Genomic DNA, 24,117 nt, shown 5'->3' on the forward strand with positions numbered 1-24,117 from the left:
GCCCTGCTAAACGTGGACACTCTTTATGCCAGAAAATAGCTTAATTATAAAAAATTTATTTAGCACACTCTATAAATACTGTGCCGTACTACCGCCCTTTTGTAATGATGAGCTCAGTGAGAGCGAGCAAAACTTCATTAACAACTTAGAACAACTGGCTAACAATAGCTTAAACGACGAAGCTCTCTATGAAAAAGGCCAACGACTAATAGAGAATATTATCGCCAATTACCCCATGCTGACACCCGCACTAAACCGCGATATTTTGTGGCTATTAGGCGGCAACTGCATGCACTATCTGGGTGATGACGAGCTTAGCGACTATCAGCGTATAGATGAACTACTACATGAAGCTCACGACAATGATACACCACTGAGCTTCCAAGAAGCTAAAGCACAGGTATTAAAGCTGCACTAATGCTGTAGCTAAGAGCGCAACTAAGTAGCGCTAAAGGGATATCTGACATAGAGAAGTAAAAATGGAGCGGATGATCGGGGTCGAACCGACGACATTCTCGTTGGCAACGAGATGCTCTACCACTGAGCTACATCCGCAAAAGGTCTAGGGGTACGCAGGACTCCCCTAGGTCTGTACTTACAGCAACAGCTCTTAAAGAGGTGTTGCATGTTGTCCTGACTTCTTTGACCTGCATAATAACGCTATGCAAGATTGCCTGCAAAATCTAAAAACGCTGGTAAGCAACTAATTTTACAAGCTTAAAATGGCGTCCCCAAGGGGGTTCGAACCCCTGTTACCGCCGTGAAAGGGCGGTGTCCTAGGCCTCTAGACGATGGGGACTAAGTAAGCAATCCCAGCATTGCTGCTGAAGAGGCGCGCATATTATGGATGTTGGGGCTAAAGGTCAAGAGCAGATGAAAAAAAACCTCACATTTTGAAATTAGAGGCTTAAATAGTAAGCAAAAGGCGCTAAACTAACAATGAAGAACCAGAAGCAACATTAGTTCACCCTTGTGAGAACCTTATGTCCACCACGATTATCATTGGTCTTGTAGCGATACTGTTGGCCGTACTGGTCGCCGTCGCTATTATGATGCAGACCATAGAAAAAAATAATAAAGAAAAACGCCGCCTAGAAGCGGCGCTAAAAAGCCGGGCTCGTAACTTCCAACATATGCTAGAGGGCTTCCCCGAAGGCTTTTTAAACAAAGACCTGCGCCTACTCGTTTGCCAGTGCCTGCTAGAGGTTTATAAACAGCTCAAATCAGTGGCCCCTAAAAACACCACCTACAGCAAAAATTTGAATACGGTGGACCAGCAAGTACAGACCATTAAAAATCAGCCTGATAACAACACGGCGGTGCAATTAACTGACCCTGCACAAATCAAAGAAATACAAAAATTGCTAAAAAGCCTGCACGGCTTTATAGGTAAGCTCAACAAAAGCAAACAATTATCCAACGAACAAGCCAAGGCCTATGCCCAACAAGTACGTAACCTCATTATCCGCACCAGCTTAGATGTATTAATTAGCGGTGTGAACGATGCGGTAAGCAGGAAAAAACCCCGCTTAGCCATACATTACATACACATGATTATCGACAAGCTCACTAAAGAAAATGGCAGCGGCCAATATGTAGAACAAATAGCCGCCTACAAACAACAAATCACTGAGCTAGAGCAACAAGCCTTAACTCAAGACGAGCATATGCAAGAAGTGGCAGAAGAATGGGACAACGCCACCGAAGATGACGCCACCTGGAAGAAAAATGCGATTTATGACTGAGTCAGTCTACAGTCTACAGTCTACAGTCTACAGTCTACAAAATCGTCACACCGGTGCAGGCCCGGTGTCCAGCGCTTTTTTACTAGCGACTAGCGACTACACCCTAGCGACTCCCCCTAATAATTCACCGTCATAGCTAACAAACGACTTAGCTTACACAGCGGCCAGCCACTCTGCTGCCGCCAACTATTAAAAGCCTGCTGCACACTGCGTAAGTCTTTTTGACTAGTAGGCGTTTTATCGACTATATCTTGCGAAATCAACGCTGCAATCACATCGGCTGATAGCACAAAGGTATCTTTGCCCACCATACGTAAAAATGAAGGGGATGAATTACCGCCCAGCTGTGCACCCTGTTTTTTTAACAACAGCCACAAGCCTACAATATCGTCTACTGGCCACTGCGCCAACCAGCGGCCGAAGCCTTGGTGCTGCTCGGAAAGCTCATAAACCAGCCCGGCATTAACCCGCACCGCTTTAATTTTACCCCAGTGCCGAATAATGGCCTTATTCCCCATCAGTACATCCAGCTCTTCGTCGCTCATCATAGCGACGCGCAGGGGTGAGAAATTAAAAAAGGCCTGCTCAAACGCTGGCCATTTGGCATCCACTAGGCTGTGCTTTAAGCCCGCTCTAAAAATTCGCCTGCTCATAGTCGACAAATAAAACTTATCATCGGCAGCGATTAATTCTTGTTCGGATAAAGGCTCGATTAAAAAAGCCTGTAGCGCCTTGTCACTGCCAAAACGTTTAAGCACCTGTTGATAAATATCGTCAAAATCGCGCATTTATTCGTCCTGCGGCTCAAAACGTAAAGAAGCAGAATTAACACAATAACGCAGGCCAGTAGGTTCGGGGCCATCAGTAAAGACATGGCCTAAATGCGCCTCACAAGCTTTGCACATCACCTCTACCCGCAACATGCCATGGCTGGTATCGCGATCTTCCAAAACCTGCTCGCTAGCTACTGGCTGGTAAAAGCTGGGCCAGCCTGAACCTGAGTCATACTTGCTGGATGAGATAAACAAAGGCTCACCACAGCACTTGCAGCGGTAGATACCTTGCGCCTTGTTATCGTTATATTCGCCAGTAAAGGCACGCTCCGTGCCTTTCAGGCGGCATATTGCAAAGTCTTGCTCGCTCAACTGCTCGCGCCACTGCTGCTCACTCTTAGTTATCTTGGTCATGACCTAACCCTCCTTTTATGCTCTTTAATCAAAGCAGCCCTATTAAGACGCTATTGTATTTAGGGTAAACTATTGCCACCGCAACCAACAGCTTAGCCGCACCTCGACTAAGCACTAACGATAATTGCTATGACTGACTTACATATTGATGATTTTTACAAAGATGTCGCTAAAATTTTTATCCATCTTTATAACAGTTTCCCCAATAAAACGGTGTTGTATGTCGACGAAATTAGCGGCTCAGTAGAGCAAGATGAATTTGGCCTCTACAGCGAGCGCTATTTATCGGCCTTAAGCGCCATGCTGTGGCTGGCTGACAGCGGCTATATACTCTACAGCAGCTGTATTAAGCAAGAGGCCTTAGACCAAGCCGTGCTCAGCGAAAAAGGCTTTCTTCTATTATCCACTCGCACTAGTAGCTCAGCAATGACCATAACAGAGCAGGACGATGAACTACCCGCCTCTGTTATGAGGGAATCCCATCGCAATATTAATTTGCTACGCAAAGCCTTGGCCAGCGGCTCCTCTATTTTAATAGAGCAGCAAGTCTCCGCCCTGCTTGCCTAAGATTATTAGTTAAGGCTGGCGCTGATAACTAAAGAGCATCACTTTTAATGAGCAATTCGGGTCAGCCTCAGGGAAATCTTCCGAGGCCGCAAAGCGCTGTAGCAACGTGCAACCGGGGCACTCCTGCGCCATTAACTCCAGCAAAAAGTCAGTAGCCAAATGCGGTGCATTTAAACAAGCCAACACCTGCCCCTGCTCGCCCAATAACTGTGGAATACGCCGCAACACCTTGCCATAATCCTGTTCGGCCACAAAACTGCCACGTTGATTACTGGGCGGATCGATGACCACTAAGTCATAGGGTGCGGGCTTTTTAATACGGCCCCAAGATTTAAGTATATCCAATTTCATAAAACGACTGGCACGGCTGTCTAAGTTATTGAGCTGATGATTTTTTTGGCCGGTTTTTAGCACACCGCTACTCATATCCACATTCACCACGGCACGGGCACCACCTTTTAACGCCGCCACCGAAAAAGCGCAGGTATACGAAAATAAGTTCAGCACCGATACTCCCTGCGCATGATCACGCAACCATTGATGAATGGTTTGCATATCCAAAAAATAACCAATATTTTGATTGCCCGCGATATTCAGCGCAAAGCGCATATCATCGGTAGCCGCATAGCAATCCTCAGGCAACACGCCTTTTATTATTTCAGAGGGCGACTGGGCCAGATAGCGGCGCTGTACCACCACACACAAATCATTAGGCTCACCGACAAGATAATCCACCAGCTGCTGGTAACCCTGCTCTGCCGGCGCTTGATACAAGGTAATCAGTAGTATGCCCGGATGAAAATCGACATTAATGGCTTCCAAGCCTGGATAGCAATGGCCGCGGCCATGAAACAAACGCCGCGACTGCGGCGCTTGTTTATTAGTCTCGCTTAAACCTTGCGCGATAGCCGCTATAACTCTTTCCATTTTATTAACTTACCGCCAAAGTAAAACCGCTGGCTAATAAGCAGCGCTGTAATTGTGGGTTTAATTGCTCGCTATTGGCAATGTGATAACAGGAAAACTCTCGACGCTCGGGATAATACTTACGCAACTCATCAAAACGTTTTGCCGCTAATGACACATCGCCTGCAGCGCTACTCATAGCCTCGCGAAAGCGACCATCATCGCCGCGGACATCGTAAACCTGTTTAATAGCATGGCTCAGCCCTGCTACCGCCGATAACCGTGCAGGTATAGTAATAGGCATTAAAGCCTGACTCTGGCTTAGCGATTGCTGGGGCACGCCTAAAGCTTGGCAGCAAGCCTGATACACCATGGCCGTGCCTAAACGTTTTCCGTCTAGACTATAGCCGGCTATGTGCGGGGTTGCGATGTTAATAAAGGGCAGCAAATCCAAGTCTATCTGCGGTTCGTTTTCCCACACATCTAACACGACACGCTGCTCAGGCCGCTGCTGTAAAAAAGCGAATAACTGCTGATTGTCTATTACCGCGCCTCTGCCAGCGTTAATTAATAGCGCATCGGGCCTGAGTTGCTGTAACTCGGCCAGCCCTATCATGTGACGGCTGGGGTAAGGCCCGCTGGTGGTCAGTGGTGCATGCATGCAAATAACATCGCAGGCCAACACTTCGGCTAGTGGGTATAAGGCATCACCTGATGGATCAGATAAAAGAGGATCATAAGCTTTAGTGCTAACACCTAAGGCCGTAAGCCGCTGCTGTAAACGGCTACCGACATTGCCCAGGCCTATAATACCCACGCAACTATCAGCCAATAACTTTTGCCACAGGCCGTCAAACTGACTAAAGCAGGAAAACACATAATCAACCACGGAATGAGCATTGCACGCTGGCGCATTAGCCCAAGCTATATGCTGACTCTCTAAATACGCAGTATCTAAATGATCCAGACCTATGGTGGCGGTGCCAACAAACTTCACCGTCGAATTTTTTAGCAGCGCCTCATCAACTTGGCTTACCGAACGCACCAAGACTATATCGGCATTGGCGACCTGCTCAGCACACAGGCTGCGGCCATTCACTTTTTGGATAGTACCCAAATGAGAAAAATATTCATCCGCATAAGGGATGTTTTCATCTGCAACAATAGTTAGCACGATAGCTTTTTATAACCTATCCAAAGAAAAGTGATCAGCCGAGAGTTGATAGGCTGGATTAAAGTGCACGATTAACTGCTGTTGAAATAGCGCTGCACGTTGCGGTAGACCCTGTTCGCAATATTTTTTCACCTGGGCTAACACTGCTTGTTTAAACGGTAACGGGTCTGTGTACTCGCCATTTAAATTATCCACGCTTAGTGAAAATTTTTGCGCGCTAGCTACACTAAACATCCATTCTATAGCCTGCGGTTTAACCTCCACAGCCTCAAAGATTGTTTGCTGCTGGGCACTGCGACCATCTTCGGCATACCAGTAGCCGTAGTCTATTTGCTTGCGTCGCTGCTCACCAGCCAAACACCAGTGTGCTATTTCATGTAAGGCACTACTAAAAAAACCGTGCGCAAATATAATGCGGTGATAATCGCAACACTTATCGGCAGGGCTATACAAAGGCTCTACCCCGCCCTTCACTAAGCGCGTGTTACAGCTTTGAAAAAAGCAACGATCAAATAATTCTATTAACTCCGCTAACACCGCGCCACGCCTACCGCCACAAAAAAAGCTTATTCTATCATGTTATTAGCCATTTATTAGACATGGTCAGCCTCAGCCTAAAGGTAAATATTAGTGCTTCCGTACTGGCTAGCCGCTATGAACTAACTATACTGGGTTTAGTCTTAAGCATTAATAGCGAAAGCATCGCCTATAGTGCTGGCAACAAACGGGGGTCGCTTATGAAACCGTCTGCGCCAAGAGTCGGTAATGTGATACAGCTTTCCGATTTTCAACAGCAAGCTCAAAAGTCAGATAGCTGGGTACGTCTCGCTGCCGAAACGGACAAGCTCTCTATACTCTACTCCAACAAACACAGCCATCAACACAAGTACTACAGCATGAGAATCTTATGCTGGGCGCTGCAAGCCAATGGCGATGTCACCGCCATTATCCCTTGGATGGATAAGGTAACCTCCTGTACGGCGCTTAATGATGAGTACTACGGCCAATGGCAAGGCTATTACAACCCCTCCACGGAAGATATGTTTGATGAGCCACCCCAACACAAGGTTTTAGAACTAACTAGCGCAGCCGAGTATTTTGGCGGCCTAGACGGCAACCCCAACAGTGTTATTCAGGAAATACCCGACAATATAGGCACCCACGCCATGCTTAATAGCCACAGTGCCAATCACTTAGTCCTCACCGATGTGCTGAGCTGGCGGCTGTATGGCGACGGCCATTTAGAGGCTATGATTATTAATGAAGACTTAATTGAGGAAACACCTATATTAACCGGCGCACGCTGCCTTTACCCGGCCTCTAACAACCCCGATTTTCGCTATTTTTTTCAGCACCATATTGCCAATCAAATTAAAGCAGAAGACCCAGATGCTTTGGCTGCCATAGCGTTACTGCTAGACCCCTGACCCTATGGCATCATCGCCAATAGACCCATGGACTCATAGAGCAACGCTAAGTCGCTTGCTTGCGTATCCAGTAGATATAGCACTTATCCGACTGCTGCTGTTCCAGCAGCTCGTGGCCTAAAAAACTACAAAATTTGGGGATATCACGCTGGGTAGAGGGGTCGGTGGCTATCACCTTGATGACGCCACCCACAGCACAATCGCGCACTGCACCGTGCAACATCATTACCGGCTCTGGGCACATTAGGCCGCTGGTATCCAGCAGCTCAGCCTCATCGTACATACACTATGTCCTATTTCTCGCAACGACCCATGTTATAACTGGCAATAACAACCGCCAATCATGAATTAGCCCGAGTCATTAAGTTTTAGACAACAACGTGCAGCTCTCCAGCACAGGATCAAACACGATCACTGCCCTGCCGACCTGCAGGGCCTGATGCACTTGGGCAACCTTGCCTTCTAGGCTGTATTCCTGCGCACCGTAATCAGTGCCTTCGCGATTGATAAACTCTTCTATCAAGCCCTGTAAGGCATGCTCAGAGAGCTGCTGATAGGGAACCTCTACAACGTCAGACATACTATTGCGGCTTAATGAATTTTAAGGTCATACGATCACTCTCGCCTATAGCTAGGTAATGCGCTTGCCGCTCATCACCTAAGCGCAGCGAAGGCGGCAAGGTCCACACTCCCGCGGGGTGGCTGGTACTGTCTTTAGAGTTGGCATTAAGCTCGCTGCTAGCCACAAACACGAAGCCCGCTTGCTGCGCTAACGCCTTAACTCTGGCCTCAGTCACATAGCCTGAAGCCGCCATGTTGGCCTCGCTAGTACCCGGCTTAGCCCTGTGCTCAACCACACCTAATACGCCTCCGGGCTTTAGCGCTTGATACATAGCGACAAACACCGCCTCGGCACTGCCAGACTTCACCCAGTTATGGACATTGCGAAAAGTTAATACCGCATCGGCACTAGCCGCTGGCGCAATACTTAGCTGTTCCGGCGGCATCAAACTAGTCGTCACCACCTTGTCATAGATAGCGGGCTTGGCGCTAAGCTTGGCCTCAAAATCACGACGGCTATTGCGAAAGAAAGTAACCTCTGAATCGGCAGTAAAATGTGCGGCATACAACATACCTTGGTCGCGCAGCAACGGCGCTAAAATCTCGGTATACCAACCGCCACCGGGCCAAATTTCCACCACGGTAGAGCTAGGGCTAACACCAAAAAAGGTCAGCGTAGCCTTGGGGTGGCGATACTGATCGCGCTGCATATACGCTGGTGTGCGATGCTCGCCGGTGAGAGCCTGCTGCCACAGGACGGTATTCTCACTAGGCTGGCTATTAGCCAAGGCACTGGCCAGCAAACAACTTAACAATCCAACAACCTGAAATTTTTTCATCGTCAGCACCTTGCTTATCCTGGTTGAAAAATGAGGCATTTAAAAAAATCGGCGAATTAATATCCTAATGGCCGTCAAACCTAGGGCCGCCAAAATAACAATACCTAAGCCAAATACAGAGATCACAAAAAACTCTAGCAGTTCTTTTTTGTCTACATCAAACATAAAAATAGCAGCCCCCACAAAGGTGAGTGTTGCCAGTATGGCCAAGAACATGGTGCGCTTGTGGCCGGATTTAAAAATAGAAATCATAACAACTCATTAAATAATGATTAAAAAATCAGAGACTCTCGGCTCCACTCGCAGCGCACCGACAAGTCATCGCTATTAGGCAGATGATATTCGTCTTCTGACTCCCAAATAAAGGTATGGCGGCCATTAAGCTCAGTATCTAAGTGCACAGTGGCACTCACCCAATACATTTGTTTTAACATGGCCTCAAATTTACCTATCCACTGCTCCCACTCATGCTCTACCGCTTTATAAGAGGTGCCAAAATGCACCACATTGGTGTTACTACCCTCTAGGTCGGCTGCCAATTCAGGCATAGAAAACATTTCGCGACTCAGCAAGGGCCAGTCTTCTATACTGGGTAGCTGCTGCATTACCTGCTGGTTAGTGGTTCTGTGTAAGTGAAACTGGCCGGACTCATCCGAATAAACGGTATCTTTAATACAACCGTAAACGACTGACTCTTCCTGCATAACGCTAGACTCTACTGGCTGATAGGTATGGCTATCATAGTCAATTTTGCAGATACGTGATAGCTGTAGCGCCGACGGAGCTTGCATTTATAGGACTAGCTACAACTTAAGCCGGTTGCAGCACTACCTGCGAGAGGATATCAATATTGTTTGGGATGACAGGGGCTGGATATACCGCCTAGGGCGAGATTTCTACAAACTCACGTTACTAAGCAAAAAACCAAGAAGAAATACTGATTAAAAAGACATTAAACCTAAAGCATAAGGTTTAAATAAAAAATGGTACCCCGTGCAGGACTCGAACCTGCAACCCTCGCCTTAGAAGGGCGATGCTCTATCCAGTTGAGCTAACGAGGCATAAGCTTTTGAACGATAAGTAGAGCCTGTTATTAAGGCCTCTACCTATCGCCACAACAACTTATCCAGCTGGGCCATGATATCTAACTCGGACACCTAACTCGATAAGTCTTTAAGCAGCAGACACTGCCAGAAACGCTTTATGTATCACTGAAAAAGCGATACATAATAAAAAGGCCTGCAGTTATCTACAGGCCTTTTTAAAAATGGGGTGAGCGACGGGGATCGAACCCGCGACCACAGGAATCACAATCCTGCGCTCTACCTACTGAGCTACGCCCACCATAAACACCTACGGCCGCATGCAATAACATAAGGCAAAAAAATGGTCGGGGTAGAGAGATTCGAACTCCCGACATCCTGCTCCCAAAGCAGGCGCGCTACCAGACTGCGCTATACCCCGACATATCACCGGCAAGCTCTCTGCCAGATGAGGTGCGCATGATACTGATCAAGCCTAGCTGCGTCAATGTTAAAAACCAATTTTTATAGGCCTTTTTAACGACTGTATAAAACCCGACCAACTCCATGACGCACATACAAAAGCTTATAAATTCAGAGACTTAAGCTAGGCCTATTATTAGGCTCTGCGCCAACCGGTAACACCGCCGGTATCCTCTAAAATAACGCCCTGCTCTTTTAGCTCGTCGCGGATTTTATCTGACAGCGCATAGTCTTTACTGGCCTTAGCCTCTACCCGCTGTTGAATTTTAGCCTCTATAGCCTCTATAGCCTCGGCCGATAATTCGTCGGCACCGCCCGCTTGCAAAAATTCGTCAGGTTTGGATTGCAACAAGCCTAACAAGGCACCTAAGCTTTTGAGCTCGGTAGCAAGCTTTTGCTGTGCAAGCTCATCACCCTCTTTCACCGCAGTATTAAGCTCGCGCACCAAGTCAAACATCACCGCTAGCGCCACCGGCGTATTGAAGTCGTCCTGCATAGCCTCGTGGAAGCGCTGTATATAAGATGACGGCTCAGGTAAGGCTGCCAAATTCATAGGCTCTACGTTTTCAAAACCTTTAAGCCCTTTATAAAAACGATCCAATGCGGTTTTAGCGGTTTGTAAACTCTCTTCCGAGTAGTTAATGGCGCTGCGGTAATGGCTGGCTATCAATAAATAACGCACCACTTCGGGGTGATACTTAGCCAGTATGTCGCGTATGGTAAAAAAGTTGCCCAGTGATTTAGACATCTTCTCGCCGTTCACTCTTACCGCACCGGCATGCATCCAGTAGCGTGCATATTTTTCACCGGTCGCCGCTTCCGATTGGGCAATTTCATTTTCGTGATGAGGGAACGGTAAGTCCGGGCCACCACCGTGTATATCGAAGGTATTACCCAAGCAGCAGGTCGACATAGCAGAGCACTCTATATGCCAGCCGGGGCGACCTTTACCCCAAGGCGAATCCCAATGCACTTCATCAGCTTGCGCCGATTTCCACAAAGCAAAATCTCTGGGGTCTTGCTTGGCCTGCTCTATATCGATGCGCGCACCGGCTAATAACTCATCGGGATTTTTATTGCTGAGTTGCCCGTAAGGCCCAAACTTTGCCACTGAATAATAGACATCGCCATTATCCGCAGCATAGGCATAACCTTTTTCAATCAGGCTGCTAACCATAGTAATAATTTCAGCGATGTACGCCGTTGCTCGCGGCTCTTGATCGGGTGACTGCACACCCAATCTCGCTTCGTCCTCGTGCATTAACCTTATAAAACGCTCTGTTAAGTCGGTATAGAGCTCACCGTTTTCATTGGCGCGATTTAAAATTTTATCATCTATGTCGGTAATATTGCGGACATAGTTTACCTCGTAACCGGCATTGCGCAGGTAACGGCTAATGACATCAAAAGCCACTAACACACGGGCGTGGCCTAAGTGGCAATAGTCATAAACCGTCATGCCACAGACGTACATATTAATTTTACCGGAGTGTAAGGGGGTGAAAACCTCTTTGCTGCGAGTAAAGGTATTGTAAATTTTTAAACTCATAACGTTATCTTCAGTTTTTTCTTCAAGTCTTATTTTCAAACATTGCTTTCAAACATTATTTTCAAACACTGATTTCAAGTATTGCCAACTTAATCGTTAGACCAAGTATCACGCAAACCTATAGTCATATTAAATATCGGCTTAGCTGCGGTATGCTCGTAGCGATCGGCCACAAAATAGCCTTCACGCTCAAACTGAAAACATTGCTCATTAGCGGCATTCGCCAAGTCCGGCTCTATCCAGCAACCTTCAATAACCGTTAAAGAATTAGCGTTTACGTGTGCGAGAAAATCTTCTTCGCCTTTATCGGGTGACGCTACGGTGAAAAGCCTATCATATAAACGTATAGTCGCTTGCTTGCCGTGGCTGGCCGACACCCAATGCACTACGCCTTTAGGGTTAATTTCGTCGGCAGGGTTTTTACCCAGTGTATCGGCAATTAAGCTAGCGTTAATTTGTATCACTTCACCGGCTTCGTTTTTATCGTAGCTATCGGCTTCTATGACGTAGGCATTACGTAAACGTATACGCTTGCCTGGCGTTAATTTTTTCTTAAACTTTTTACTGTACTCTTCTTTAAAGTCATCTTGGTCTATATAAATTTCTCGGGTAAACGGCAGCGTTCTCTCGCCCATATCCAATTCGGGATGCATAGCCGTGGTTAATAATTCGACCTTCTCTTCGGGGTAATTTGTTATCACCACCTTTAAAGGTTTTAACACTGCCATAGATCTAGGTGCTGTTTTATTTAAGTCGTCGCGAATAAAAAACTCTAGCTGCGCCATATCTACCACGCCATCCGTTTTCGCCACAGCTAAACTGTCACAAAAATTACGTATCGCCGTAGCACTGTAGCCGCGCCTACGCATACCCGAAATAGTCGGCATGCGCGGGTCGTTCCAGCCGTTAACAACGCCCTCGTCTACCAACTGTTTTAATTTACGCTTACTGGTAACCGTGTAATTAATATTTAAACGACCAAACTCATATTGGCGCGGTTTACTAGGTACTGGCAAGCTGTCAATTAGCCACTCATATAAAGGGCGGTGATCGGCAAACTCCAGCGTACAGATAGAATGGGTAACCCCCTCTATGGCATCTTCTTGGCCGTGGGCAAAGTCATAGCTGGGGTAAATGCACCACTTGTCACCGGTTTGGTGATGGGTCTGCTTACGTATGCGATACAAAATGGGGTCGCGCAGATTCATATTGGGTGAGGCCATATCGATATTGGCACGCAATACACACTCGCCCTCGTCACAGTCACCGCTGCGCATTTTTTCAAACAGCGCTAAGTTCTCTTCTACGCTGCGCTCACGGTAAGGGCTAGGCTTACCCGGTTCGGTAGCCCAACCGCGATATTCTTTGGCCTGCTCTGGGCTTAGGTGGCACACATAGGCCTTGCCCGCTTTAATCAGGTGCAGCGCCCACTGGTAGAAGGTATCAAAATAGTTAGAAGCGTAGCGCACCTCACCGGCCCACTCAAAACCCAACCACTGCACGTCCTCCTTAATGGCGTCTATATACTCCTGCTCTTCCTTAGTCGGGTTAGTGTCATCAAAACGCAGGTTGCACTCACCACCCATCTCTTCTGCTATACCAAAGTTCACACAAATAGACTTGGCGTGACCTATGTGCAAGTAGCCATTGGGCTCAGGAGGAAAGCGGGTAACGATTTTGGCAACGCGACCTTCGGCTAAATCTTGTTCAGCAATGGCACGGATAAAATTGACGGGCTTGGCTTTTTCGGTGTCGCTCATTAAGGGCTTGCTCAGTTAAAGGTCTAGGGTGGTCAAAATACCAGCTCGCCGGCAAACTATAAAAGATGACCGTTTACGATGTTTCCAGCGTTTAGGCGGTTCCGCAGGCGAGGCAAAAGACGTATTATACCGGCTTTCTTCTGACGTTTTAACAATATAGGCACATCAAATGGTTATTCTTAAAACTAATTACGGTGACATCACTCTGACACTGGACTTTGACAAGGCCCCTAAAACCGCCGAAAACTTTGCCCAGTACGTTAAAGATGGCTTTTATAACGGCACTATTTTCCACCGCGTGATTAATAACTTCATGATACAAGGCGGCGGTTTTGAGCCTGACATGAGCCAAAAAGAAACCCGCGACTGCATAGAAAACGAAGCCGACAACGGCCTGAGCAATGATAACGGCACCATCGCCATGGCCCGCACCAATGAGCCTCACTCAGCCAGCTCGCAGTTTTTTATCAATATAAAAGATAACGACTTCCTCAACCACAGCGGCAAAAACGCTCAGGGCTGGGGTTACTGCGTCTTTGGTAAGGTCACTGACGGCTTAGATGTGGTTGAAAAAATCAAAGCGGTAGCCACTGGCAGCAAAGGCGGCCACCAAGACGTACCGGCTGAAGACGTCATCATCGAATCAGCTGAGTGGACTGGCGAATAAATAGGCTATGCGCAGCTATTTTATTTCCGATCTGCATTTAGATGAAACGCGCCCGGCGGTTACCCGGGCGTTTTTACACTACCTAGAGCAATGGGCAGGCCACTGCGATGCCCTGTATATCTTGGGTGACTTCTTTGAAGTGTGGGTGGGGGATGACGACGACGCCTCTCTAGCACAGACAATTATCAGCGCCCTTAAGCGCTTTAGCACTAGCGGCTCGGCCCTGTATATCATGCATGGCAACCGCGACTTTTTACTGGGCGACAGCTTTTGCCAGCAAACCGGCGCCACCCTACTGCCCGACCCCATATTAATAGACCTCTACGGCCAGCCCACCCTACTGATGCATGGCGACAGCCTTTGTACTAGGGATACAGAGTACATGACCTTTAGGCAGCAAGCCCGCTCTGCCGACTGGCAACAACAGCTACTCAGCCAACCCTTGGCCGCACGCCGCGCATTAGCCGCCCAGCTGCGCGAACAAAGCCAATCCATGAACGCCCTCAAGGCCGACGACATTATGGATGTGACCCCTGCCGAGGTGGAGCAGATCATGCGCCAGCATCAAAGCCTCAGGCTAATCCACGGCCACACTCACAGGCCGGAGCGCCACCCTATGGACATTGACGGCCAAACCGCCGAACGTATTGTACTAGGGGATTGGTGCAATAAGGCCTGGATACTAGAAGCTCAGCCACAAGGTTTAAGCCTGCAATCGTTCGCACTATAAAATGTGACCGCTAAGACTTAGTTGAAATGCAGTGATGGCGGGTAATGATTGCGCAATAAGCCAACTATAATTGGCTAAGCGTCTCTAGGGTTTGTTCTGACCAATATTCCGCCTCTAACTTTATATGCATCAATTGATCTAAGCTTATATCCTGCGCCTTTAAATACGCTTCATTGATGTCATCCCAACGCCCTTCGCCCAAGGCCTCAGCGATAGCCAACAAAATACCGTACTCGCCCTGCCTACCCATTAAAGCTTGGGTCAAACTGTGGGACAGCGATAAATTAGGCACTATTTTTTCCATGGATACATCTAAAAAAGCATCTAACAATGCAAACAAACCCAAACAAAAACCGTTTCTAGCATGTTCTTCGCCGTGAATTTTTTCCACCAAGCGCTCACACATTTTGGCATATTCTAAGGCCTTTAAAGAAAGTGCCTCAGGCTTATCGGACAAGCTAGCCAGTGCCACTAGCATCAACCAAGAACGCAAGCGCTCTAAGCCGATAATGGTAATGGCATGCCTAATGGATTCAACCCTATTACTTAAGCCCATGCTGGCCGAGTTAACCAAGCGCAGCATTTTAAAGCTCAGCACTGGGTCCAAGGTCAACGTTTGCTCAACTTCATCAACCTTAACATCGGGATTATTAAGCATACCCATTAAACGCAATAACACCTGCTTATTTTCTTTAATGCGTTTACCGTTAATCAGGTCAGGTTTGGCGAAAAAGTAACCTTGGAAATAATCAAAACCCAAATCCAGGCAGTAATTATAGGTGTCGTGATCCTCAACCTTTTCGGCCAATAGCTTCAAGTCTTTTATGTCTTTAAGCTTTTCGAAGTACTCAATCGTGACTTTTTGCCCCAAAGCCAAAACATCTAGTTTCACAATATCGGCATAGGGCAGTAACTTGATAGATTCACTATCTATCTGGAAGTCATCCAGCGCGATTTGATAACCCTTTTCCTTTAACAACTTAACGGTAGCAATTAAATCATCATTAACTTGAGTAAACTCCAATATCTCAATAACCACTCGCTTTGAAGGCAACGGTAACAACACATGCAACAGATCTGAGGAAAAGTTAATAAAGCAGAGCTTTTCGCCAACCACGTCCTGTATCTGCATTTCCGAAAAAGCATTAACAATCACATCGGCAGTAGCCTGCGCATTACTCAGAGTTTTATCGGCGGAACGGCATAACAGCTCATAGCCCAACAGCGCTTGCTTGTTGTTGAATATAGGCTGTCTAGCTAACAGCGCGCCGCCATGCTCGCGACTATGGCCACTGACATCACTGTTTGGCTGCTTGATAGACTTATCATCTTTCATATATTAATCGGCGTTAAGGTGTCTGTTGTAATGGAAATTAAAGCATATAAACCCAAATACTTAATATAGGTAATTTTACATAGCCCTTTAAGACTTGGGCTTAAAATCGGCGAAAGGGTCATCATCCTGCTCTGGCTCGGCAAGCGCCTCTAGGCTAAGCCCTCCTCCTGTAGGCGTAGTCGCCGCAGCAGCCGAATCAGCGGCGGGGTCCTCCCCTTTATCCGCCAATTTAATACGCAGCCGCAGATTGTTTTCGGAATCAGCATTTTTAAGCGCATCTTCTAGAGATACCCGACCCTCGCGATAGAGTTTAAATAAAGCCGCATCAAAGGTTTGCATGCCTAAGTTTTCAGACTTAGCCATAATCGCTTTAATACTTTCGAATTCATTACGCAAAATAAGTTCTTGTATCGTGTTAGTGCCTAATAAAATCTCTACCGCGGCGCAGCGCTTGCCCTCAATCGTGGGCACCAAACGCTGCGACACAAAAGCCCGTAAATTCATCGCCAAATCATTGAGTAATTGCGGCTTACGCTCTTCTGGGAAAAAATTAATTATACGATCCAAGGCCTGATTTGCATTATTGGCATGCAGCGTCGATATAGCTAAGTGACCTGTTTCGGCAAAGGCTAGAGCATGTTCCATAGTTTCTCTATCGCGTATCTCGCCTATTAAGATCACATCAGGCGCTTGCCTTAGGGTATTTTTTAAGGCGTTGTGCCAGTTGCGGGTATCCACCCCGACTTCGCGTTGATTGACTATGCACTTTTTATGCTTGTGCACATATTCAACGGGATCCTCAATGGTAATAATATGGCCGCCGCTGCTGCTATTGCGATGGTCTATCAACGCCGCCAGAGAGGTAGATTTACCCGAGCCAGTACCACCTACAAAAAGAATCAGACCACGCTTGGTATTAATAACGTCTTTCAGTATAGGCGGTAGCTTAAGGTCATCGAAGCTGGGGATGTCTATTTGAATGTTTCTGGCAACGATAGAGACTTCATTGCGCTGCTTGAAAATATTAATACGAAAGCGGCCCACTGCGGGTATAGATATAGCCAAGTTCATTTCTAGCTCATGTTCAAACTCTTGACGCTGTTCCTCATCCATAATCTCAGCAGCAATAGCCGCTATATCGCCGGGTTTCATCGCTACTTTATCGATAGGCTTTAACACCCCTTGAAACTTGGCACAGGGTGGCGCCCCGGTACTCAAATATAAATCCGACCCATCTTGGCTGGCCAGTATGCGCAAGTAATCATCAAAGCTCATCCATCAATTCCTAGTTAACATTCGTGAAATAGGTAAAATTAGCGACGCCTTAAGAATAGACGCCTATGCCGAAGCGACAAGTATTAAACGGGTACGCCGCTGTGAAAGCGTAATAAAGGATCGGGACCTAGTATTGCGGCCTGCTCCAGCTGTAAAAACACATCCACTCTGGCAGCAATAGGTTCGCTGCTGTATTGCTCTGCTAGGGCAAGATAATCTTGGTAATGTCTAGCCTCTGACTTTAACAACGACAAATAAAACTTGCTTAGCTCTTCATCTAAATGGGGCGCTAACTTATGAAAACGCTCACAAGAACGGGCCTCTATAATCGCGCCTATAATCAAGGTATCAACCAGCGATTCTTGTTGCCCCTTACGCGCATGCCTTACCATAGTAAGCGCATAGGGGCTGGCCTTGATGGACTGATAAGCAATTTTACGATTTTTGAGTATTTTTAACACTTGCTCAAAATGCAGCAACTCCTCCCTAGCTAGGCGTGACATCTTGTTAAGTATGTCTAGTTTATGAGGGTTTTTACTAATCAAGGTCATGGCCGATTGCGCGGCCTTCATTTCATTGGTGGCGTGATCGATTAAGATGATACGTAAATCTTTTACTGCCGCCTGCACCCAGGCATCAGGTGTTTCACAGAGTAAAAACGCCTGTATATGAGAAATATCTGTCATGGTTAAATCAAAACTATAGCGATTAAATACGGTTGGCAGGCATAAAAATGGGCTGCGACTCTGATGAAGATTCATGGGGCACCAGCCCTTCCTCGTCACCCACATACACGGGAATGCTAAACACTTGCGGCACTACTTGGCCGCCACGCTGGCTATGGGAAAAAAACTTAATATACATTTTCCCCGCCTGCAGAGGCACAAAAACTAATTCTAGGTTTAACGCACCATTATGGTCTGTGCGTAACTGCTGTTGTTTTTCTATCAACAGGTGAAACGCCGAGTTATCGGCAAACTGCAAGTCTATAAGCTGACTGGGCAGTGCCGTAAAGCGTAATGCCACACGTACTTCATTACCCACCAGCACCTCGCCCTCGGCACTATAACTCAGTTTAATACCCGCGCCTTTGTTAATTACACTTTTTTCGGCAAGCACTATACGGCCCTGCTGCTGATTTATCTGTGTATTACTGCTAGCGTTATCGCGCCTATCGGTGCTACAGCCAGTAACGGCCACTGACACTAACAGCACGCTAAGTATTGTTCTCAATCTAGTAATTAAACACATATTAATTGACTCGCAAGGTGAAACATTTGCGCACATTGGATTGCGCGTCATCCAAAATATTATCACCATCATAAATGGCAAAAACATGTTCGCCAGATGACATAGTAAGAGTAAAACTCAAAACACTGGGCGTGCTACGTTCACCGCCGCCGATATAACTGCCAGATTTATAAACCTCTATCACTGGCTTGCCATTATTTGTAGGCGATAAGCTTAAGGTGTAGCTACGCGATGAAGGCGCGTTAAATTTAACGTAGCGCGCTACCGATAATTTGTTAAACGCACCAAACTGGGTATTGGAACAAACCGACGTATTAGCCCCTACAGTCGCCGTTTTATAAACAGGCGTAACGTCGTCGTTGTTATTGGCAACCAAGCCCGTAGGTAAAGGCTGGCTAGTGCCATACTTATCATTAACAACTAGGCTTTCATTGGCAATCAGCGTATCTATAGCTGCAGCATCGCCAGCATTATCCGTTTTTAATCTGTCTATATAACTATAAATAGACACCATAGCCTTGGTGTTTTTTATGGCCACCAAACTGCTATAGAGCTGGCTAAAATTAAAATTTAGGCGATCGAAGCCAGAGCCTTCGTCGGGGTCGAACAAATCATAAATAATTTTAAAAACCGATGATTCATCAAACCAGCCATCGACATCAGTGGAGCTACTATCACTATAATTTTCGAGACTAAACTTAAAAGCCCCCTGCTGAGCAAAACCGTAGGTATCTTGATACACCTCCGTGCTAAGTAGCTGTGAAGAATCCACTCCTTTCAATACTATACCTGAAAAAGCATCCCCCCAACCCTCATCGAAAGCTACCGTCATATCCAGCTTATCTTCCAAAGAATGGCTGCCGCCAAAGGAGTCTGAACGTGATTCGGCAAAGCTTAAGTAATGGCCAAACTCATGGGTAATCACATGTTGGTCGTATTCGTCGGTATCAAAGCCATCATCACCCAGCAAAAATATTTCTATAGCCTGGTCGATAACCGTGGAGCCGCTAAGCTTATTAGTCACACTAAAATAAGCACCACCAACATCGCCATCAGAGGCATCACCATCGGCCTCGTTGTTATTTTTACTCCAGCGATAATTAAGCGTGGGCAGGCTAACACCACTATCCGCGGTCAACACATTCGCTAAGGCATGGCAGTTTGAATCTAAAATAGCAAAGGGCGCGGCGCTTCGGGTGCCGGTATAACGATTATTAGCTACGCTCCAGCCTGACCCTGCATCAAAATCACGAATAGGCGCATCAGCTACAGTTGCAGGGTTATTATCCAGCAAATAATACGGCGAATTACTCCGGCTATTATCACTAACCTGAAAGTCCCAAGAGCCACCACCCGTCAAACCCGAGCGATACATCTGCGCCCGCGCACGCACACAAACCGCTTGCGTTAGCGGCAGCAAAAAACCGTAATCACCATCACCATCACTTAAAGTAGTGGCTACAACAGTATTACTGCAACTGCCTGCAGCCACCGACACGGCCTCAACCACTACCCCCCTAGCTGGCGCACTTGTAGCCGCACCATAGCTTAAACCCACACCTAACAGAGGAACGCGCTGAAACGTCACCTTGCCTGTGAGCGTACTACCCGCAGGAGGGCCCACTAGGCTATCGCAGGAGGTAACAGAGGATTCATTATTGATGGTGGTTTGGATAGACGTAAAGCCACCACTAAAAGGATCGTGTTTATCGGTGCTGGCACTGTTGCCTACCGATGGCACAATGGGGGCGGAGCCGCCACCACCACCACCGCCACCACAGGCCTGTAATAACAACAGTGCGAACAACAGTATGGGGGCTAGGTAGCGTTTCAATATAATCATTACACCGTCACTTGTTGTGTGCTTGCCACATCAAAATAGCGCTCATAATGCGCCTGCGACAAAATGAAAAATTCGTTATCTATAGCCAGCCTTAACGCCACTAGGCTTTGCCCGCGGTATTGGGCATCTAGTTGTAAACCATAGTCGTCTACGCAGTCTATTTGGCTGGCGCCAGCTCTAAGTAACTCATAGGCCCAGGTATAAGAACCCTTATGCGCGACGTAGGGGATATTCTGGGTATCCAAGTGCCAGCGCAGCTTCTCGGCATCGACCACGGTTAGCTTACTCGCCACTATTTGCGACAAGAAATCGGTCAAGCGGCCATCAATCAACTGTTTTTGCTGCTGGTTATAACTATTCCAGTTTATCACCTCGTGGGCATAGCGCTTGCAGCCACGGCAAACCGCATCACCTATACCTGTGGAGCACACCCCTATACAGGGGGTTTTAACAGTTTTTAAAAGATTTGTAGGCACAGCGAGATCTTTAATGTTATGGGTTTAAATGGGCTTGGAACGATATGTAAAAATACTAAAGCCTTATCTTAACCTGCTACTATCCTGAACGGAATAAACTTGCTGAATTATCTCGGTGAATAGCGATCATTCCCATTGATGATAGCGGCCACCTTAACTTGGTAGCGCTTTTTAAGTATAATCGGTGCGACAATTGGGGTGCTTTTTTGAGTAAAAACACACAAAACCACCCTTAGAATCGATCGGTGGTGTGCCACCGATAGCCTTATCCGCCAGCGACCCTGGCCAGAGATGAGTAAACCATAACAATTGCCTGCTGTGAGAGTTTAGAATGAGTTTATATTCAGAATACTTGGAAGAAATCGCAATCCGTAACAAGGACCTGGGGTTAAACCCAAAGCCGATTGACAGCGCCGAGCTGTTGTCAGAGATTATCAAGCAAATCAAAGACACCGCACATGAACACCGTGAAGACTCCCTAAAGTTCTTTATCTACAACACTCTCCCAGGCACCACCCCTGCCGCAGGCGTTAAAGCACAGTACTTGAAAGACATCGTACTGGGTAACGAAACGATTGCTGAGATCAATGCTGAATTCGCTCTGGAGCAACTGTCTCACATGAAAGGCGGCCCGTCTGTTAAAGCGCTGCTGGACATCGCTCTGTCTGAAGATGCCAATGCTCAAGCAGCTGGCGAAGTGCTGAAAACACAGGTATTTCTGTACGAAGCTGATACGACTCGCCTTGAAGAAGCCCTCAAAGCAGGCAACGCCATCGCCAAAGATATCCTAGAAAGCTACGCGCAAGCCGAATTCTTCACCAAACTGGCCGACATCCCAGAGAAAATCGACGTTGTTACTTACATCGCCGGCGAAGGTGATATCTCTACTGACCTATTATCGCCAGGCAACCAAGCGCACTCTCGTTCAGACCGTGAGCTGCACGGCCAGTGCATGATCACCCCTAAAGCTCAGCAAGAAATCGTTGCTCTGGGCAAGAAGCACCCCAATGCTAAAGTGATGCTGATCGCTGAGAAAGGTACCATGGGGGTTGGTTCTTCGCGCATGTCCGGTGTCAACAACGTGGCACTGTGGGCGGGTGAAAAAGCCTCACCTTACATCCCCTTCGTCAACAAAGCGCCTGTTGTTGCCGGCACTAACGGTATTGCGCCCATCTTCCTAACCACGGTTGATGTAACCGGCGGTATTGGCCTGGACCTGAAAAACTGGGTTAAGAAAACCGACGCCAGCGGCAATGTTGTCACTGACGGCAACGGCGATGCAGTACTGGAAGAAGCCTACTCAGTAGCGACTGGCACGGTGCTGACCATCGATACCAAAGCCATGAAGCTGTACAACGGTGACAAAGAGCTGGTTGACGTATCTGCAGCCTTCACACCTCAGAAAGTTGAATTCATGAAAGCTGGCGGCTCATACGCGCTGACTTTCGGCAAGAAGCTGCAAACCTTCGCTGCTGAAGCACTGGGTATTGAAGCGCCAACCGTATTCGCACCGTCTAAAGAAATTTCTCACTCAGGCCAGGGCCTCACCGCGGTTGAAAAAATATTCAACCGCAATGCCGTAGGCGTAGCCTCTAAGACGCCACTGCACACGGGCTCTGACGTTCGCGTTAAAGTGAACATCGTAGGCTCTCAGGACACCACTGGCCTGATGACGTCGCAAGAGCTGGAGTCTATGGCGGCTACCGTTATTTCGCCTAGCGTTGACGGTGCTTACCAGTCTGGCTGTCACACGGCCTCGGTATGGGACAAGAAAGCGCAGGTAAACATTCCTCGCCTGATGAAGTTTATGAGCGATTTCGGTGTAATCACTGCCCGTGATCCTAAAGGCGCTTACCACGCGATGACTGACGTCATTCACAAGGTACTCAACGACATCACTGTCGACGACCGCGCCATCATCATCGGTGGTGACTCTCACACCCGTATGTCTAAGGGCGTCGCCTTCGGTGCTGACTCCGGTACTGTTGCTGTTGCATTGGCGACTGGCGAATGCGCTATGCCCATTCCTGAGTCTGTGAAGGTTACCTTCAAGGGCCACATGCACTCACACATGGACTTCCGTGACATCGTACACGCCACTCAGTCGCAGATGCTGAAGCAGTTCAAGGGCGAAAACGTATTCCAAGGTCGTATCATTGAAGTGCAAATCGGCACCCTGCTGGCCGATCAGGCCTTCACCTTCACTGACTGGACTGCAGAAATGAAAGCGAAAGCTTCTATCTGTATTTCTACCGACGACACCCTGATCCAATCTCTGGAGCTGGCTAAATCCCGCATCCAGATCATGATCGACAAAGGCATGGAAAACCGCGACAACATGTTGCAAGGCCTTATCGATCTAGCTGACAAGCGTATCGCTGGGATCAAATCTGGTGAAGAGCCTGCTCTAGCGCCAGATAACAACGCCAAGTACTACGCCGAAGTGGTTATTGATCTGGACGCTATCGACGAGCCCATGATCGCTGACCCAGATGTTAACAACGAAGATATCTCCAAGCGTTACACCCACGATGTGATTCGTAGCACTTCTTACTACAACGGCCGTAAGGTAGATCTGGGCTTTGTAGGTTCTTGTATGATTCACAAAGGCGATATGCAAATCATCGCTCAGATGCTGCGTAACCTAGAGAAGAAAGGCCCCATCGTCTTCAAAGCACCTCTAGTCGTTGCTCCACCCACTTACAACATCGTTGACGAGCTAAAAGCTGAAGGCGACTGGGAGCTGCTGGAGAAGTACGCGGGTTTTGTATTCGACGACAGCAATCCTAAGCAGGAAGCCCGCACCAAGTACGAAAACAAAATGTACTTGGAGCGCCCTGGCTGTAACCTGTGTATGGGTAACCAAGAAAAAGCAGAACCTGGTGACACCGTTCTAGCTACTTCTACTCGCCTGTTCCAAGGCCGTGTCGTAGAAGACAGCACCGAGAAGAAAGGTGAATCCCTGCTGGGCTCCACCCCAATGGTTGTACTGGCTACCATTCTGGGTCGCTTCCCAAGCTTGGAAGAGTACAAAGAAGCCGTTGCCGGAATTAACCTGACTTCTTTCGTGCCACCTTCACAAGATCTGAGCATTGAGCCTGAGCCTGAGCCTGTGAGAATTGTAGGCTAACTACAGATTTTTAATTAGCACATAAAAAGCCCCGCAGGCCACCGATGATAAGGTAACAGGCTGCGGGGCTTTTTTATGCACAGAATGTGCAGGCTCTATCTCGCAGGGCCAGCTTTGCGCAGGAGCGACGATGCAAAATAAACAGTCAATTTTACAAATCAGCAACTAGGAACTAGGAACTAGGAACTA

The 24,117-nt window shown here is 47.5% G+C and carries 25 protein-coding genes and 5 tRNA genes; 7 read left to right on the top strand and 23 right to left on the bottom strand.

What is annotated here, in order from left to right:
• Positions 1–25 precede the first annotated feature (25 nt).
• The gene (locus B067_RS21325) at positions 26–418 is read left to right on the top strand and encodes a PA2817 family protein (RefSeq protein WP_019530328.1); all 393 of its coding nucleotides are present in this window, start codon (positions 26–28) and stop codon (positions 416–418) included.
• 62 nt (positions 419–480) lie between these two features.
• Here the strand turns inward: B067_RS21325 and B067_RS0111980 are convergent.
• Together B067_RS0111980 and B067_RS0111985 are read right to left on the bottom strand one after the other, a co-directional pair.
• Positions 481–555: transfer RNA gene (locus B067_RS0111980), tRNA-Gly, on the bottom strand.
• Between the two features lie 168 nt (positions 556–723).
• Positions 724–799, bottom strand: a tRNA-Glu gene (locus B067_RS0111985).
• 184 nt (positions 800–983) lie between these two features.
• Here B067_RS0111985 and B067_RS0111990 point away from each other — a divergent pair.
• Positions 984–1,745, top strand: a complete 762-nt coding sequence (locus tag B067_RS0111990) for a hypothetical protein (protein ID WP_019530329.1) — start codon at positions 984–986, stop codon at positions 1,743–1,745.
• Between the two features lie 116 nt (positions 1,746–1,861).
• Here B067_RS0111990 and B067_RS0111995 read toward each other — a convergent pair whose 3' ends face one another.
• Positions 1,862–2,533, bottom strand: coding sequence for a DNA-3-methyladenine glycosylase I (locus B067_RS0111995; protein WP_019530330.1), 672 nt, complete (start codon positions 2,531–2,533; stop codon positions 1,862–1,864).
• Complete coding sequence (msrB, locus tag B067_RS0112000) at positions 2,534–2,932, bottom strand: peptide-methionine (R)-S-oxide reductase MsrB (RefSeq protein ID WP_019530331.1); 399 nt, start codon at positions 2,930–2,932, stop codon at positions 2,534–2,536.
• A gap of 129 nt (positions 2,933–3,061) precedes the next feature.
• Here msrB and B067_RS0112005 point away from each other — a divergent pair, with 129 nt between their 5' ends.
• Positions 3,062–3,499 carry a hypothetical protein gene (locus tag B067_RS0112005; RefSeq protein ID WP_019530332.1) on the top strand — a complete coding sequence of 146 codons (438 nt, stop codon included), beginning with the start codon at positions 3,062–3,064 and terminating at the stop codon, positions 3,497–3,499.
• A gap of 9 nt (positions 3,500–3,508) precedes the next feature.
• Here B067_RS0112005 and B067_RS0112010 read toward each other — a convergent pair whose 3' ends face one another.
• The 3 genes from B067_RS0112010 to B067_RS0112020 are packed head-to-tail and all read right to left on the bottom strand — an operon-like array spanning position 3,509 to position 6,116.
• Complete coding sequence (locus B067_RS0112010) at positions 3,509–4,426, bottom strand: class I SAM-dependent methyltransferase (protein ID WP_019530333.1); 918 nt, start codon at positions 4,424–4,426, stop codon at positions 3,509–3,511.
• Between the two features lie 4 nt (positions 4,427–4,430).
• Complete coding sequence (locus B067_RS0112015; RefSeq protein ID WP_019530334.1) at positions 4,431–5,579, bottom strand: 4-phosphoerythronate dehydrogenase; 1,149 nt, start codon at positions 5,577–5,579, stop codon at positions 4,431–4,433.
• A gap of 9 nt (positions 5,580–5,588) precedes the next feature.
• Entirely contained in the window at positions 5,589–6,116 is a 528-nt protein-coding gene (locus tag B067_RS0112020; protein WP_019530335.1) for an elongation factor P hydroxylase, read from the bottom strand.
• 200 nt (positions 6,117–6,316) lie between these two features.
• Here B067_RS0112020 and B067_RS0112025 point away from each other — a divergent pair, with 200 nt between their 5' ends.
• Positions 6,317–7,006 (top strand): hypothetical protein, encoded by a 690-nt coding sequence (locus B067_RS0112025; RefSeq protein ID WP_026244612.1) that lies wholly within the window; start codon positions 6,317–6,319, stop codon positions 7,004–7,006.
• Positions 7,007–7,052: 46 nt separating this feature from the next.
• Here B067_RS0112025 and tusA read toward each other — a convergent pair whose 3' ends face one another.
• From tusA to B067_RS0112080, 10 genes are all read right to left on the bottom strand, one after another.
• The gene (gene tusA, locus B067_RS0112030) at positions 7,053–7,289 is read right to left on the bottom strand and encodes a sulfurtransferase TusA (protein ID WP_019530337.1); all 237 of its coding nucleotides are present in this window, start codon (positions 7,287–7,289) and stop codon (positions 7,053–7,055) included.
• A gap of 78 nt (positions 7,290–7,367) precedes the next feature.
• Positions 7,368–7,586: a YheU family protein gene (locus B067_RS0112035; protein ID WP_019530338.1), complete on the bottom strand. Its 219-nt coding sequence runs from the start codon at positions 7,584–7,586 to the stop codon at positions 7,368–7,370.
• Between the two features lies 1 nt (position 7,587).
• The gene (locus tag B067_RS0112040) at positions 7,588–8,406 is read right to left on the bottom strand and encodes a class I SAM-dependent methyltransferase (RefSeq protein WP_019530339.1); all 819 of its coding nucleotides are present in this window, start codon (positions 8,404–8,406) and stop codon (positions 7,588–7,590) included.
• A gap of 39 nt (positions 8,407–8,445) precedes the next feature.
• Entirely contained in the window at positions 8,446–8,658 is a 213-nt protein-coding gene (locus tag B067_RS20365) for a hypothetical protein (RefSeq protein ID WP_035802005.1), read from the bottom strand.
• A gap of 20 nt (positions 8,659–8,678) precedes the next feature.
• On the bottom strand, positions 8,679–9,110 hold the full coding sequence (locus B067_RS0112050) for a hypothetical protein (protein ID WP_026244613.1): 432 nt from the start codon (positions 9,108–9,110) through the stop codon (positions 8,679–8,681).
• Positions 9,111–9,390: 280 nt separating this feature from the next.
• Positions 9,391–9,467 (bottom strand) — tRNA-Arg (locus B067_RS0112055).
• 207 nt (positions 9,468–9,674) lie between these two features.
• Positions 9,675–9,750: transfer RNA gene (locus B067_RS0112060), tRNA-His, on the bottom strand.
• A 43-nt stretch (positions 9,751–9,793) separates the two neighbouring features.
• Positions 9,794–9,870: transfer RNA gene (locus B067_RS0112065), tRNA-Pro, on the bottom strand.
• Between the two features lie 177 nt (positions 9,871–10,047).
• Positions 10,048–11,460: a cysteine--tRNA ligase gene (gene cysS, locus B067_RS0112075; protein WP_019530342.1), complete on the bottom strand. Its 1,413-nt coding sequence runs from the start codon at positions 11,458–11,460 to the stop codon at positions 10,048–10,050.
• Between the two features lie 89 nt (positions 11,461–11,549).
• Positions 11,550–13,220: a glutamine--tRNA ligase/YqeY domain fusion protein gene (locus B067_RS0112080; RefSeq protein ID WP_019530343.1), complete on the bottom strand. Its 1,671-nt coding sequence runs from the start codon at positions 13,218–13,220 to the stop codon at positions 11,550–11,552.
• Positions 13,221–13,389: 169 nt separating this feature from the next.
• Here B067_RS0112080 and B067_RS0112085 point away from each other — a divergent pair, with 169 nt between their 5' ends.
• Both B067_RS0112085 and B067_RS0112090 read left to right on the top strand, forming a co-directional pair.
• Entirely contained in the window at positions 13,390–13,887 is a 498-nt protein-coding gene (locus B067_RS0112085) for a peptidylprolyl isomerase (RefSeq protein WP_019530344.1), read from the top strand.
• Between the two features lie 7 nt (positions 13,888–13,894).
• On the top strand, positions 13,895–14,617 hold the full coding sequence (locus tag B067_RS0112090) for a UDP-2,3-diacylglucosamine diphosphatase (RefSeq protein ID WP_019530345.1): 723 nt from the start codon (positions 13,895–13,897) through the stop codon (positions 14,615–14,617).
• Positions 14,618–14,681: 64 nt separating this feature from the next.
• Here B067_RS0112090 and B067_RS0112095 read toward each other — a convergent pair whose 3' ends face one another.
• From B067_RS0112095 to B067_RS0112120, 6 genes are all read right to left on the bottom strand, one after another.
• Positions 14,682–15,953: an EAL and HDOD domain-containing protein gene (locus tag B067_RS0112095; RefSeq protein WP_019530346.1), complete on the bottom strand. Its 1,272-nt coding sequence runs from the start codon at positions 15,951–15,953 to the stop codon at positions 14,682–14,684.
• An 87-nt stretch (positions 15,954–16,040) separates the two neighbouring features.
• Complete coding sequence (locus B067_RS0112100; RefSeq protein ID WP_019530347.1) at positions 16,041–17,228, bottom strand: PilT/PilU family type 4a pilus ATPase; 1,188 nt, start codon at positions 17,226–17,228, stop codon at positions 16,041–16,043.
• A gap of 83 nt (positions 17,229–17,311) precedes the next feature.
• Positions 17,312–17,989 carry a MiaE family protein gene (locus B067_RS0112105; protein ID WP_476695840.1) on the bottom strand — a complete coding sequence of 226 codons (678 nt, stop codon included), beginning with the start codon at positions 17,987–17,989 and terminating at the stop codon, positions 17,312–17,314.
• Positions 17,937–18,443 carry a hypothetical protein gene (locus tag B067_RS0112110; protein ID WP_156820822.1) on the bottom strand — a complete coding sequence of 169 codons (507 nt, stop codon included), beginning with the start codon at positions 18,441–18,443 and terminating at the stop codon, positions 17,937–17,939. The genes B067_RS0112105 and B067_RS0112110 overlap by 53 nt, the downstream gene beginning before the upstream one ends.
• Positions 18,444–18,480: 37 nt before the next feature.
• A complete protein-coding gene (locus tag B067_RS0112115) occupies positions 18,481–20,322 on the bottom strand; it encodes a hypothetical protein (protein WP_019530350.1) in 1,842 nt (613 codons plus the stop codon).
• Positions 20,322–20,798, bottom strand: a complete 477-nt coding sequence (locus B067_RS0112120; RefSeq protein ID WP_035802007.1) for a DUF1289 domain-containing protein — start codon at positions 20,796–20,798, stop codon at positions 20,322–20,324. The genes B067_RS0112115 and B067_RS0112120 overlap by 1 nt, the downstream gene beginning before the upstream one ends.
• Positions 20,799–21,129: 331 nt before the next feature.
• On the opposite strand from B067_RS0112120, the gene B067_RS0112125 reads away from it, so the two are divergent.
• Entirely contained in the window at positions 21,130–23,928 is a 2,799-nt protein-coding gene (locus tag B067_RS0112125; RefSeq protein ID WP_019530352.1) for a bifunctional aconitate hydratase 2/2-methylisocitrate dehydratase, read from the top strand.
• Positions 23,929–24,117: the final 189 nt, after the last annotated feature.

This window comes from Dasania marina DSM 21967 (genome assembly GCF_000373485.1).
Taxonomy (GTDB): Bacteria; Pseudomonadota; Gammaproteobacteria; order Pseudomonadales; family Dasaniaceae; genus Dasania; species Dasania marina.

What these genes read in the sequence shown, in the direction of transcription:
- B067_RS21325 (WP_019530328.1), top strand. Translation starts at nt 26, where the DNA reads ATGCCAGAAAATAGCTTAATTATAAAAAATTTATTTAGCACACTCTAT.
- B067_RS0111990 (WP_019530329.1), top strand. Translation starts at nt 984, where the DNA reads ATGTCCACCACGATTATCATTGGTCTTGTAGCGATACTGTTGGCCGTA.
- B067_RS0111995 (WP_019530330.1), bottom strand. Translation starts at nt 2,533, where the DNA reads ATGCGCGATTTTGACGATATTTATCAACAGGTGCTTAAACGTTTTGGC.
- msrB (WP_019530331.1), bottom strand. Translation starts at nt 2,932, where the DNA reads ATGACCAAGATAACTAAGAGTGAGCAGCAGTGGCGCGAGCAGTTGAGC.
- B067_RS0112005 (WP_019530332.1), top strand. Translation starts at nt 3,062, where the DNA reads ATGACTGACTTACATATTGATGATTTTTACAAAGATGTCGCTAAAATT.
- B067_RS0112010 (WP_019530333.1), bottom strand. Translation starts at nt 4,426, where the DNA reads ATGGAAAGAGTTATAGCGGCTATCGCGCAAGGTTTAAGCGAGACTAAT.
- B067_RS0112025 (WP_026244612.1), top strand. Translation starts at nt 6,317, where the DNA reads ATGAAACCGTCTGCGCCAAGAGTCGGTAATGTGATACAGCTTTCCGAT.
- tusA (WP_019530337.1), bottom strand. Translation starts at nt 7,289, where the DNA reads ATGTACGATGAGGCTGAGCTGCTGGATACCAGCGGCCTAATGTGCCCA.
- B067_RS0112035 (WP_019530338.1), bottom strand. Translation starts at nt 7,586, where the DNA reads ATGTCTGACGTTGTAGAGGTTCCCTATCAGCAGCTCTCTGAGCATGCC.
- B067_RS0112040 (WP_019530339.1), bottom strand. Translation starts at nt 8,406, where the DNA reads ATGAAAAAATTTCAGGTTGTTGGATTGTTAAGTTGTTTGCTGGCCAGT.
- B067_RS20365 (WP_035802005.1), bottom strand. Translation starts at nt 8,658, where the DNA reads ATGATTTCTATTTTTAAATCCGGCCACAAGCGCACCATGTTCTTGGCC.
- B067_RS0112050 (WP_026244613.1), bottom strand. Translation starts at nt 9,110, where the DNA reads ATGCAGGAAGAGTCAGTCGTTTACGGTTGTATTAAAGATACCGTTTAT.
- cysS (WP_019530342.1), bottom strand. Translation starts at nt 11,460, where the DNA reads ATGAGTTTAAAAATTTACAATACCTTTACTCGCAGCAAAGAGGTTTTC.
- B067_RS0112080 (WP_019530343.1), bottom strand. Translation starts at nt 13,220, where the DNA reads ATGAGCGACACCGAAAAAGCCAAGCCCGTCAATTTTATCCGTGCCATT.
- B067_RS0112085 (WP_019530344.1), top strand. Translation starts at nt 13,390, where the DNA reads ATGGTTATTCTTAAAACTAATTACGGTGACATCACTCTGACACTGGAC.
- B067_RS0112090 (WP_019530345.1), top strand. Translation starts at nt 13,895, where the DNA reads ATGCGCAGCTATTTTATTTCCGATCTGCATTTAGATGAAACGCGCCCG.
- B067_RS0112095 (WP_019530346.1), bottom strand. Translation starts at nt 15,953, where the DNA reads ATGAAAGATGATAAGTCTATCAAGCAGCCAAACAGTGATGTCAGTGGC.
- B067_RS0112100 (WP_019530347.1), bottom strand. Translation starts at nt 17,228, where the DNA reads ATGAGCTTTGATGATTACTTGCGCATACTGGCCAGCCAAGATGGGTCG.
- B067_RS0112105 (WP_476695840.1), bottom strand. Translation starts at nt 17,989, where the DNA reads ATGAATCTTCATCAGAGTCGCAGCCCATTTTTATGCCTGCCAACCGTA.
- B067_RS0112115 (WP_019530350.1), bottom strand. Translation starts at nt 20,322, where the DNA reads ATGATTATATTGAAACGCTACCTAGCCCCCATACTGTTGTTCGCACTG.
- B067_RS0112125 (WP_019530352.1), top strand. Translation starts at nt 21,130, where the DNA reads ATGAGTTTATATTCAGAATACTTGGAAGAAATCGCAATCCGTAACAAG.